This is a genomic window from Marivirga sp. (genome assembly GCF_024636815.1).
Lineage (GTDB): Bacteria > Bacteroidota > Bacteroidia > Cytophagales > Cyclobacteriaceae > Marivirga.
Window position 1 is genome coordinate 1 of the sequence record NZ_JAGXGF010000045.1, and the last position, 12,110, is coordinate 12,110.

At 33.8% G+C, this 12,110-nt stretch carries 9 protein-coding genes; 5 read left to right on the forward strand and 4 right to left on the reverse strand.

Annotation, left to right across the window (positions count from 1 at the left end; translation table 11 throughout):
- Positions 1-159 precede the first annotated feature (159 nt).
- The 3 genes from Q0L29_RS03630 (at position 160) to Q0L29_RS03640 (ending at position 2,982) form a co-directional block, all read left to right on the forward strand.
- Positions 160-945 carry a Rossmann-like and DUF2520 domain-containing protein gene (locus tag Q0L29_RS03630; protein ID WP_296619172.1) on the forward strand — a complete coding sequence of 262 codons (786 nt, stop codon included), beginning with the start codon at positions 160-162 and terminating at the stop codon, positions 943-945.
- Between the two features lie 107 nt (positions 946-1,052).
- The gene (locus tag Q0L29_RS03635) at positions 1,053-1,895 is read left to right on the forward strand and encodes a geranylgeranylglycerol-phosphate geranylgeranyltransferase (RefSeq protein ID WP_296619173.1); all 843 of its coding nucleotides are present in this window, start codon (positions 1,053-1,055) and stop codon (positions 1,893-1,895) included.
- Positions 1,896-1,926: 31 nt separating this feature from the next.
- Positions 1,927-2,982 carry a hypothetical protein gene (locus Q0L29_RS03640; protein WP_296619175.1) on the forward strand — a complete coding sequence of 352 codons (1,056 nt, stop codon included), beginning with the start codon at positions 1,927-1,929 and terminating at the stop codon, positions 2,980-2,982.
- Here Q0L29_RS03640 and Q0L29_RS03645 read toward each other — a convergent pair.
- The 4 genes from Q0L29_RS03645 to Q0L29_RS03660 all read right to left on the reverse strand — a co-directional run bounded on the left by Q0L29_RS03645 (position 2,976) and on the right by Q0L29_RS03660 (position 8,639).
- Entirely contained in the window at positions 2,976-3,407 is a 432-nt protein-coding gene (locus tag Q0L29_RS03645; protein WP_296619176.1) for a VOC family protein, read from the reverse strand. The genes Q0L29_RS03640 and Q0L29_RS03645 overlap by 7 nt on opposite strands.
- Positions 3,408-3,654: 247 nt before the next feature.
- Entirely contained in the window at positions 3,655-6,687 is a 3,033-nt protein-coding gene (locus Q0L29_RS03650) for a TonB-dependent receptor (RefSeq protein ID WP_296619177.1), read from the reverse strand.
- Between the two features lie 75 nt (positions 6,688-6,762).
- On the reverse strand, positions 6,763-7,938 hold the full coding sequence (locus tag Q0L29_RS03655) for a FecR domain-containing protein (protein WP_296619179.1): 1,176 nt from the start codon (positions 7,936-7,938) through the stop codon (positions 6,763-6,765).
- A gap of 131 nt (positions 7,939-8,069) precedes the next feature.
- Positions 8,070-8,639, reverse strand: coding sequence for an RNA polymerase sigma-70 factor (locus tag Q0L29_RS03660; RefSeq protein WP_296619180.1), 570 nt, complete (start codon positions 8,637-8,639; stop codon positions 8,070-8,072).
- A 679-nt stretch (positions 8,640-9,318) separates the two neighbouring features.
- Here Q0L29_RS03660 and Q0L29_RS03665 point away from each other — a divergent pair.
- Together Q0L29_RS03665 and Q0L29_RS03670 are read left to right on the forward strand one after the other, a co-directional pair.
- Positions 9,319-10,554 (forward strand): parallel beta-helix domain-containing protein, encoded by a 1,236-nt coding sequence (locus tag Q0L29_RS03665; RefSeq protein ID WP_296619182.1) that lies wholly within the window; start codon positions 9,319-9,321, stop codon positions 10,552-10,554.
- A gap of 1 nt (position 10,555) precedes the next feature.
- Positions 10,556-11,641 carry an SO2930 family diheme c-type cytochrome gene (locus Q0L29_RS03670; RefSeq protein WP_296619183.1) on the forward strand — a complete coding sequence of 362 codons (1,086 nt, stop codon included), beginning with the start codon at positions 10,556-10,558 and terminating at the stop codon, positions 11,639-11,641.
- Positions 11,642-12,110 lie beyond the last annotated feature (469 nt).

The following is a 12,110-nucleotide window of genomic DNA, read 5'->3' on the forward strand; positions in this document are numbered from 1 at the left end:
AGTCAGGACTACGCAAAAGGATTATGTTATCTTAAAGGCATTGGAAAAACCATTGATTAATCTATTATGGATTGGAACTCTGGTTTTAACCATTGGTTTTGGAATGGCAATATATAGAAGGTATTCAGAATTTTATAAAATGAAGCGAAAAGGCTTAGAGTGAAAAGTGCAGCTTACCATATCAGTTTTATAGGAGCAGGAAATCTAGCCTGGCATTTGGCGCCTGCTCTTGAAAACGTGGGGCATTTTGTGAATGAAGTTTATACGCCAGATGGTAAATCTGCTAAGAAGCTGGTTGGAAATTTATACAATGCTAAGATTAAAGAAAACTTAGATTTTTCAGACAGCCCTTCACAAATTTTCATTTTAGCCGTTCCTGATGATGCTATCCAAAGCATAACACAGGAAATAAAGCTCCCAGAACAAAGTTTGATGGTGCATACTTCAGGAAGTAAGGGGTTAGATGTGATGGAGTATTCATCCGCAGCTGCAACAGGAGTATTTTACCCTTTGCAAACTTTCTCCAAAAATAAAAAACTGGATTTTGAAAAAGTCCCATTTTTATTGGAGAGTGAAAATAAAGAAGCTTTAAAGATTTTGAATAACCTTGCTAAGTCATTAAGCAAAAATATTCAAATAATTTCAACAGCTCAGCGCAAACAGATGCATTTGGCCGCAGTGTTTGCTTGCAATTTTACCAATCAAATGATGAGCATCTCAGAGAAAATCATGAAAAATGCTCAACTTGATTTTTCTCTTCTCCATCCGCTTATTATGGAAACAATTGAAAAAGCATTGAAGCATTCTCCTCAATCTGTGCAAACAGGCCCTGCTAAAAGAGGTGATTTGGAAACTTTGGATAAGCATATGGAAATGCTTCAAAGTGATGAAAATGTACAGGAGATATATAGATTGATTAGTCAGAATATCTTAGACAATCAATGAATTAAGAATAATTTCCGAAAAAATAAAACATCCCCTATTAGGACAAACGCATTTGATTGGTGAAATTTAAAAAAGAAATCAGTTGAATCCTTAAAATGACACAGCAGTTGCCCAAGAACTTTTCATTTCCAGGTTTTGTGAAGCTGATTCGTATTCAAAATCTGCTAATTATAGTGTTCAGTCAATACCTCACTGCACTATTTTTGTTAGAGGGTATTCATATTTTTAATGTTGAGCTTTTCCTACTGAGTCTAAGTACTGTTTTCTTAGCGGCTGCAGGTTATATCATCAATGATTATTATGATGTAAAAATAGATTACATCAATAAACCTGAGAAAGTAATAGTTGGAACAGTTATCAAAAGAAGAGTAGTACTTTTTTGGCATACATTTCTAAATTTTGCTGCCATCATTATGGGTACATTTTTAGATTGGAAAATTGGAGCTATTCACTTCGCAGCGGCTTTTATGCTTTGGCTTTATTCCAACCAATTAAAGCGATTACCTTTGATAGGAAATTTAATAGTGGCTGCACTAACGGGGCTTTCCATTTCTATCATCTCCATTTATTTTGGACAAAAACCAATCCTCGTCCATACTTATGCGCTTTTTGCATTTGCCATCAGTCTTATCCGTGAAATTGTAAAAGACATGGAAGATTGGAAAGGCGATGCCAATTTTGGTTGTAAAACACTGCCGATCATCTGGGGAATCCGAAAAACGAAATTGCTACTATATATTCTTATCTCTGTTTTTTACTTTCTGATTTTCTATATGACACAATTTCTGGAGAATGATATTTTATATTTTTATTTTTCAGGATTGACACTTTTTGTTATTTATTTCATTCACAAATTAAGTCTTGCAGACACCATCAAGCATTACCACTTTTTAAGCAATTTCTGTAAAGTCATCATGTTGAGTGGCATTTTAAGTATACTATTTTTTTAGTATATTTAAAAGGCCACATATTTTTGATTTTATGTTCCAAAGATTTAATGCTTTGATTTTTATATTATTGGTATTCATATTTTTTTCATGCTCTGAGGAAAATATAAAAATACCTACTGATGATAATATTATCTCACTGCCCAAGGATATCAAAAAGATTGAGTATCGTGATAGGGAAAGGAAGTTCGACTACGAATTTAATTCTGAAAACAATCTTTTAAATACACTTATAATTACTTCAATAAATCCCAATCATGAAGATAAAATAATTTCTAAAAGAGTTATTTCGTTTTACTATAATAACACTAATCAATTGATCAAAGTAGTCTATGAATTAATAAAGATCGAGGAACATATAAATGAAATTCAAGAATTTGAAATAGAATACATCATAAAATCATCCAATGGCTTTATGACTCAAACTGAATTAATATATAGCAATTACAATGAATCAACTGCTAAATATGAAGTGGGCTTTACAAAAAGAGAGTTTGAATATGAGGATCAAAAACTAACTAAAATCACGATTTACTGGGATGGAAAAGAATTTCTTAGTGAAATTAAAAATTTTGATAATTTTGATTTATCCTTAATAAGTAAAGAGAAGCTAGAATATGATGCCTCAGGAAATATCATGATGAGTGAACAGCAATCTTACGGTCATATAGGAGTTACTAATAATCAATCCAAACCACAACCTATTGCTTCCCCTCAATCAAACTTCACTTTAAATGATAGAGACACTTCAGATTGGAGATCTATTAGAACCGACCATTTAGAATATGATGATAAAAAAAATCCGCTTTCGGGTTTAAATTATTCAGCTAGGGTGTTTTTGTATTCTTTAGGATTTGTTGAAGGTTTCTTCTTAAAAACTCCATTATTGACATTAAATAATATGAAAAAACTTAATACTGAGTACGAGTATTCAATACCATGGAGGGAAGGATTTAAATTCGAAAGAATATTTGAAACAAATTACGATGAAGACAATCTTCCCATTGATGTTTCGATAAACTCAACTTTTTCAACCCCCTTAACTACTTCCTATACCCGCTCATTAAAATATGAATATAAGGATCAATAATCATCATTCACTTCAATCCAATAACCATTAGGATCAGTGAAATAAATTTGCTGAACACCATCCACTCTTTGGTTTTTTTCACCTGCTTCCCCTACCCAATTTTCAAATTGGATTTTATTAGCTTTCAAATTTTCAATAAACCCCTGCATATCTTCTATACTAAAACATAAATGATTGTTTTTATTAATAGTTGGTTCTTCCCATTCCCCTTCTATTAAATGCAATTGAGTACTGCCCAATTTGTACCAAACGTGCAATCCATCTTTAAAAGGCTCCTCAATTTCCTCTAATCCAATGATATCTGAATAGAAAGATTTGCTCTCCGCCAAATTCTCAACATAAACGGCAATATGATTTAATTTCACCTGAGCCTGAGATAAGTGAAAAGTGAACAGAAATAAGGTGATAAAAAGTAATGATTTCATGTCGATAATATTTTTAGATACTGAAACCTGTCAGGTTTTTACATAGGTATAAGATACAATTTAGAAACTTTACCGGCTATCCGCAAGATTTAGTATATAGATGGCGAGCTTTAGTAATGATATTCACTAGTTTTTGCAAGCGTTTATTTGGGAGAGGCTTAAAATTTTTCTTTTTAAAGAAACCTTCATAAAAAAAGGAGTGCGTAAACTTTACGCACTCCTTTGTAATTGAATTATATGAAAATGATTAGAACCTGAAATTTATTTCAGCAAAATATCTTCTTCCATCTATACCAAACTGAGTAGTTTGCCATGGATATTGAAATCTTCCTACAAAGTCTAAATTTCTATCTGTTGGATGACCTCCTCTGTCTGCATAAGCTTCCCCGAAAGTATCCGGATATACATCGGCTATATTATTTACACCTACAGTAAATTGTACATTATCATTCATCTCGTATGAAACACTTAGATTTACTAATGTTTTACCTGAGTAGGTTGCATCGTCTACCTCATTATTTGATAGATAAGTTACAGATCCATAATACAAACTTGACAGGGTAGCAGAAAATTTATCCAGATTGTAAGTTACATTTCCTACAATCTTTTCCTGTGGCCTCCAGGTTTCCATTCTTGAAACATCCTCTCTTGAGAAAATATTATTTTCTAAATTATTTTGAACAATAAAGTTCGGTAAGTTAATAGACTCCACTGTGGTTTCATTAAAGTTTGCAGCAATACTCCCTTCGAAATACCCTTTACCTGCTGTTATATCATCAAAGCTAAGTACTATATCTAAACCTTGAGTTTTTGTGTCAATAGCATTAAGGAAAAAACCTGCAGATCCTACACCCACATCTGATAATACCTGATCAATAGGAGATGCTGGATCGCCTGTTGCCGTCACCTGCCCTGATAAAACTACCCGATCATCAACTGTTATTTGGTAAACGTCAGCTGTTAAGCCTATTCTATCGGTAATCCTAAAAGTTAAACCTGCACCAATATTAAAAGAAGTTTCAGCTTGCAATTTTGGAATCCCTAAAGCTCTAAGAGCTGGATTTTCGTTTTCTAATATTCCATTCTGAACAACTCCATTTTCAGTCAAGGTTGTAGTCACTGCTGTATAATAAATTTGATGTAGAGAAGGAGCTCTAAAACCATTACTCACAGAAGCTCTCAAATTAATTTTATCCTCATATAACTTTACTCTACTATTTAATTTCCACGAGATATTCTGACCAAAGTCACTATAGTTTTCAAAACGTGCTGCACCTCCTATTAAAAAGCCATCAGTAATATCAGTAGTTAACTCAGTATAGAATCCTAAATTACTTCTATAATTATTGGAAGCATTTTCAGGTTTAAATCCAGGAAAAGATTCTGAACCTGTTCTGTTACCTTGCGCATCTGGTGACTCTCCATCACCATATGAGGCGAATTCTCCAGCTTCAATTTTAAAATTTTCAGTTCTATGTTCTGCACCAAATGCTAATGTCAAAGCTTTAATTCCCGCTGGCTCAAAGGCACGTGATATATCTAAATTATTCACAACATGACTGAATTCATGAGCGCCATTATAAAAATTCGAGGGGCTTGCTCCTGCAAAAGATTGATTAAATGAATTATTGATATAATAATCAATTCTATTTTTACCCAAAGTAGAACTTAAATCAAAATTCCAATCATTGAAATCACTTCTGATTCCCAATGAAAAGGTATTGTCCAAAATTTGTGGTGCCATTTCAGCAAGAAAAAATTCCTGATTTGGATATATAGCCTGAAAACCCGGCACCCAATAAGGCACTCTTGCAAACTGTGGCGCAGATCCAGTTCGATTTGTTAAGGTACCAAAAGAATATATTTCCGTGTTAGTTTCTTCTCTTAAGGTGTAACCTGTATTATAGGAAAAGCTTGTGATGGTCATATCGGGCAATCCAACTTGAAAGCCAGCCGATGGATTTCTTGTAAGAAAATTATCTAAGTCAGATAATGAGTAATCAGTGGTTTCATCCACTCCCCAATAATTAGCTTCGTCCTCTAGACTCGTAATTTCTCCTGCCCGCTGTGTCCTTTGCTGGTCAATATGACTAAAAGTAAAATTAGCATAACCTTTATCCAAAATATCAACCCCAAAACCTGTATCAAAATTATACTGTTGTCCATCACCTTGAGAGGTAACATTATATCCCATATTAATAAAAGGATCTGACTTCTTTTTTAGTACAAGGTTTATTACTCCTGCCACTGCATCAGAACCATATTGAGCAGCTGCACCATCCCTTAATATTTCTACTCTTTCTATTGCAGATGTTGGAATTGCTTTCATATCCACACCTACTTCTCCCCGTCCTGGAGTAACATAACTGTAAACCAATGCGGAACTATTTTTTCTTTTTCCATTAACCAATACTAAAGTTCTACTTGGCAGTAACCCTCTTAATCCAGCAGGACTAAAATGAGCAGCCGCATCTGATATGGGCTGTTGGGTTGCATTGTAAGAAGGTACTTTGAACATAAGTTGTTGATCCAATACATTTTGTCCACTTCTAGTCAATTCACTGGCAGAAATATTATCAATCGGCACTGGTGATTCCATTGTAGTCCGCGGAGTCGTACGGCTACCCACAACGGTCACTTGATCCATTGAACTCACTTCTCTGTCTAGGGTAATATTGATTTCTTTGTTTTCTCCAGGAAGTATTTCTATTGATATATTTTTGGTTTTATAACCAATGTAACTAACGGTCAATGTGTACTTCCCAGTCTCTAATTCTAGATCAAAATTACCATTTACATCGGCCACAGTTCCATTAGAAGTACCTTTTACAGATACAGAGGCTCCGATGAGTGCCTCTCCTGTTTTGCTATCTTTGATTGTCCCACTTAAAGTTTGACGAATAGTCTTAGTACTTTGGACTGATTTTTTACCTTCTTTAAGAATAACAATCTGATCCTTTATGGCATATTCCAAATTCGATTTTGATGAAAGCTCTTGAAGAAAAGAATAAATGGTGGCTTCTTCTATGTCAATATCAATTGAGCCGACCTGCCTGGACAGGCTAGAATTGTAAAAAAACTGATAATCAGTTTGTTTCTCTATTACCTCCACTAGCTCATCTATTGTAGTATTGGTTTTATGTACAGAAATCCGTTCTTGCGAATAGACTCCTGCAGATACAGATAATAAAGAAAGAAAGAGCAGAATACCCGTTAAATTCATAATTAAAAATACGTTTCTAAACTGTCTCCAGACGATTAGTTTTACTAATAATTTCATAGTTTTGTATAGTTAGATTAAACATTTGGTTTTATTACTGAATGCTTTAGAGGGAATGTTGCAGCATTCCCTTTTTTATTCAATAATCACCTTATTATTATTACTGATAGAAAATTTTACATCACCTGTCATTTCGATTAAATTAATTACTTCTTTAAAGCTGCTATAGCGTTTTAGTGTCCCTGTAAATCTTATTTTCCTCTTTTGTGGATTTTTATATTCTACTTCAATCTTATACCAGCGTGCAAGCACTTCCATTATATGTTCAAGTTGCTTATCCTTAAAATAAAACAAGCCATTTTTCCAGGCTATAGAGTGTTCTACATTTACTTGTTTTTTATGTAATTTCTGATTTTGCGGATGATAGATCGCCTGGTCTCCGGGGGAGAGCACTGCAGTTTTATTCTTAGAGGTTTCAATTTGAATTTTACCTTCCAATAGAGTAGAGATTGTTTCTTCTTTAGGATAACCTGTTACATTAAATGAGGTGCCCAAAACCCTAATGGTTTGATTTCCTGTAACAACTTCAAATGGTCTGCTTGCGTCATGAGCAACCTCAAAGTAGGCCTCCCCTGACAATTCAACCACTCGCTTATCAGTACCAAAACTAGCCGGGTATTTAAGTCGTGATTCTGAATTTATCCATACTTTGGTACCGTCAGAAAGGACAAGCATAAATTCACCACCTGTCTGAACCTCTAATTCATGCTGTTTTGAAGCTGAGGAAGAACTCTTTTTATACTCCAGGGACTCTTTTTTAAGATTTAAAAAATTATCAATTTTTTCAGCTTCTTTGTCATTTGAGCTTGATTTTTCGCCTAATAGTAATTTTTCACCTCCTCCAAGATGAAGTATTGCTTGTTGCTTGCCTGGCTCCGGGTATGAAACAATTGGTTTTGCATGCTCTAATTCAAATAATTTATCCTCCCTCTTAGTGAAAATAGAAATAAAACTAAGAATTAGAATTACGGATGCCGCAACTGATATGAATAAAGTTTTTTTCTTATTGCTACTTTTAGGAGATTTCCTTCGGGAAGCTAAAGAATTTCTTAAGTGCTTTAAATCTGCCTCAACGAGTTCCAACTCATTGCCTGCAAAATGTTCTTTAACTTTTTGGAAATAAACACGATTTCTCTGATTCTGCTCCAGCCATTCATTTAAAAGGATTTTTTCATCCTCCTCCATGTTACCATGAACAGCTTTCCAGATAATCTCAAAATCTAAAGACTTTCCTGAATTTTTATTCTTCATTTTCCATTATTATCAATAGTATGACAATGCAATATGAAAAAGGGATGACAACATATTGGGATTTTTCGTGTTTTAATAAAATTAAATAATACTAACTCTTACTAAGAGAAGTGATTTCCTTTCATTTAGTATCACATTAAAGATAAAAAGATATGGAGCATTTTATTATCTAATACACTTTTCAATTTCTTTTTCCCACGTTGCAATTGAGTCTTAACAGTGTTTTCAGAAACTCCCAGCAATTTGGCAATTTCATGTCTTTTATTGCCTTTAAAATATTTCAAAACTAATATTTTTTTTACTTGAGGTGGTAGCTTATCTACCTCCAACATTAATTGTAATTCTAAATCTTGCAGTTGTTTATTTGGGGCAACTACTAACTGACTTTGTAAATTCGCTTCAATATATTGTAGTTTTTTTCTATCTGTGATGTTCAACTTTTTAATTTGATTTAAGCATCGATTTTTTACAGCAGTAAAGAGATAGGAGTGTATAGAGTTTTCAATTTTTACTTCTGTAATCTTGATCCAAAAATCTATAAAAAAATTTTGGACCAGCTCTTTGCTTTCATCTATATCAAACAAATAACCATTAGCAAAACTTACTAACCTTGGATAGTACTCAGAGTAAACCTGTTCGAAAACGGCTTGATTTCCCTGACTTAGTTGGCGAATAATTAATGATTCTGTTTGCGCAGACAAATTGATTTATTAAAATTAACTAATTCAATTTAGTAAAAAGCAGTTTAGAATAATAGTGAAAAAATAAATAAAACCCCAACCGTATGGTTTAAATGGAGAGTTTTAAATCAATTAGATTTTAAAACAGTAATTAAGCTGTTTTATAAAAAGTTGTGCTGCTATTGTTCAATTTAATATTTTCAAACCATAACTTCAAATCTATTGCTGATTACTTAATCATCAATACAAGCGTAAGCAACCACTACAACAGAAAGAACAACATTTCAATAATTTTAACTGAAACTATTAAACCTATAAAATAAATCAATTTTAGTTAAAATTGTTTGTTAAATGGCTTTCTAATTCTATTTAGGGCCTGCTTAATCTCAAGTGCCTCTTATACAAGTGGGCGAAGTATAGATGTATTCTTATACCTTGAGCTGAAGCCCAGGAAGTAGAAGAGGTGCTTGAGGCTAGAGCACTAGAAAATCAATTTTTGATTTTCTAGTGTAAATATTATGGATATTGACTCTAAAAAAGCTTGCACTTGCTGAAAAACTATTAGGCAATAATCACTGTCAAAAAAGATAGAAAGTTCATTTTTGATCTATTATCCGTTTTTAAGCAAGCCCTATTTATCAACATAGTACTAATATATTTTTTTCCATAAGAAATATTATATTGCTTTAAAATTAGGAATATGAGAGCTGTTTTTTATTTATTAATATTTTTATTCATTTTAGGATGTAAAGAAAATAAAATTGCTGACCGAGCAGATGCCAATTGGCAAAACATTGAAAAAGATTTACAAACAGCTCTGATTATGGCAAGTGATGGTGACACCATTACCATTCCTGAAGGTTATTTCAGGTTTTCCAAAAGCTTATTGATGGATGAAAAATCAAATATCGTTTTTAAAGGTGCAGGTATAGATAAAACGATTTTATCCTTCAAAAAACAGGAAGAAGGAGCAGAAGGCTTAAAAATTGCTGATTGTAAAAACATTTTGCTGGAAGATTTCACCATTGAAGATGCTGCAGGCGATAATATTAAAGTTACCGATACAGACGGCATCACTTTTCGAAAGGTTAAAGCGCAATGGACTGGCAAAGTCAGTGAAAAAAACGGTGCTTATGCGCTTTATCCTGTACTTTGCAAAAATGTATTAATTGAAAATTGCATAGCCATTGGCTCTTCCGATGCAGGTATTTATGTCGGGCAATCTGATTCTGTCATTATCCGAAATAATGAAGCTTATCAAAATGTAGCCGGCATTGAAAGTGAAAATTCCAACTTTGTAGAAATCTATGGAAATAAAGCCATTAATAATACTGGTGGAATTCTGGTTTTTGATTTGCCGGGGCTTACTCAATATGGAGAAGATATTAAAGTCTATAACAATGAAGTAAGGGAGAATAACCACCGAAACTTTGCCCCTGCCGGAAATATAGTAGGTGTTGTGCCTCCGGGAACAGGCATCATGGTTTTAGCTACTCGAAACGTAGATATTTATGAAAATGAAATCATTGATAATCGCTCTGTAGGCCTAGCAGTGATCAGTTATGAATTGGTTTCTGCTTTGAGTGAAGAGGAAACAGAAGCCAATGCAGAACAAGCCAGTTCTGCCCAAAGGGTGAACAGCAATTATGATTTGGATGAAAATTATAATCCTTATCCTTGGGATATAAAAATCAGGCAGAATACTATCAGCAATAGTAAGTGGTTTGCCACTTTTCAGCATGATTTCGGGAAATTATTTAACTTCAAATATCCTTTTAATCCTCCTGACATTGTATTTGACGGATTTATGGCAAAAGGCAAAACCCCAAAAGAAATTTTATGCATCGACCAAAAGGATGTGCATTTTGTAAATTTGGATGCTCCAAATGATTTGGAGAACATGAATGAAAATTTGGGAGATTTTGTTTGTGAGTAAAATGAGAAGTTCTATACACATCATATTTAGCATTTTCTTTCTAGTTTCATGCAGTACTAAAGAAAATCAAAAAGAAGAACCCCAAGAAAGCACTTCCACTCAATTCGTCTTTAATTCCAATAAAGAATTAGGGAAAGAAAACCTCTCGGATTATAATTTTTTTAGAGGCAAATTAGCTGAATTATCTCCAAATGAAAATGCCCATCCTTACCAATTGAACTCCGCTCTTTTCTCTGATTATGCTTATAAAGCTCGATTTCTGCAATTACCTGAAGGCAAAAGTGCTGATTATCACCCAACAGAAGTAATGGAGTTTCCAGTTGGCAGTATTTTAATCAAAAACTTCTATTACCCAAATGATTTTTCTAAACCCAAAGGAAAAAGAAAAATTTTGGAAACCAGATTACTAATCCATGAGGAAGGGGGTTGGAAGGCTTTACCTTATGTTTGGAACGATGAACAAACCGAAGCCTATTTGGAAGTAGCTGGAGCTACCAAAAGCATCAGCTGGAGAGATGTTGAAGGCAACCCTCAAAAAATCAACTACAGTATTCCCAATATGAACCAATGCAGAAGCTGTCATTTAAAAGGCAATAAAATCATGCCTATTGGTCCTTCTGCCCGACAGCTTAATGGAAAATATGATTATGCAGAAAATGGCGAACAAAATCAACTTCAATATTGGAAAGAACATGGACTACTATCAAATCTTCCAAAAGGGAATTTACCTAAGTTAGTGAATTACGAAAATGAAAATGCTCCATTAGCAGACCGGGCAAGAGCTTACCTGGAAATTAATTGTGGGCATTGCCATCGTCCAGAAGGACCTGCAAAGAATTCGGCTTTGCATTTAATGGCATCAGAAGATAATCCTGCTGCCTGGGGAGAAGGGAAAACACCTATTGCAGCTGGAAAAGGCTCTGGCGGATTGAAATATGATATCGTAAAAGGAAATGCCGATCAATCTATTCTCCATTTTCGGATGGAATCTACTGCCCCTGGAATTATGATGCCTGAATTAGGTAGAAAAATGGTTCATAAAGAAGGTTTGACTTTGGTGAAGCAATGGATAAATGAGATGGAATAAGGTGCTGAAGTGTGGTAGTTCTGAAGTGCTTCCCATTCTGATTGCCGTGTTTACCAGGATCCTCATTAGATAGTTGTAGTATCAGTTTAATCAGCTCGCTAAATATCTAGGGTTCTCTTGATAAATGAAAAAGACTAATAAAAAAGGTCTAAATAAATATAAAGAGACTTATTAAAGCGCTCAATTATGTTCAAAACCTCAAAATATAATGTTTTAATTAAAATTCGGGGATTTGAAGCTTAATCATAAGATAGAATGTCAAATTATATTTTGTAGCTATTTGCCTTCCTTTTTCCTACTATATAACAAGATTTTATTTTACCAGCCGAAACCTTAATAACCTGAGTTCGATTCTAATTTAGGATTCAGAACGCCTGTAAATAGTGAGTTTCAACTAAAAATTCTGAAGCAATAGCGGGCTATTGTAAGGAATTTTTAGGAAGAAAATCGCTGTTTAGAGGTGGGATAG

What these genes read in the sequence shown, in the direction of transcription:
- Q0L29_RS03640 (WP_296619175.1), top strand. Translation starts at nt 1,927, where the DNA reads ATGTTCCAAAGATTTAATGCTTTGATTTTTATATTATTGGTATTCATA.
- Q0L29_RS03645 (WP_296619176.1), bottom strand. Translation starts at nt 3,407, where the DNA reads ATGAAATCATTACTTTTTATCACCTTATTTCTGTTCACTTTTCACTTA.
- Q0L29_RS03670 (WP_296619183.1), top strand. Translation starts at nt 10,556, where the DNA reads ATGAGAAGTTCTATACACATCATATTTAGCATTTTCTTTCTAGTTTCA.
- Q0L29_RS03665 (WP_296619182.1), top strand. Translation starts at nt 9,319, where the DNA reads ATGAGAGCTGTTTTTTATTTATTAATATTTTTATTCATTTTAGGATGT.
- Q0L29_RS03650 (WP_296619177.1), bottom strand. Translation starts at nt 6,687, where the DNA reads ATGAAATTATTAGTAAAACTAATCGTCTGGAGACAGTTTAGAAACGTA.
- Q0L29_RS03655 (WP_296619179.1), bottom strand. Translation starts at nt 7,938, where the DNA reads ATGAAGAATAAAAATTCAGGAAAGTCTTTAGATTTTGAGATTATCTGG.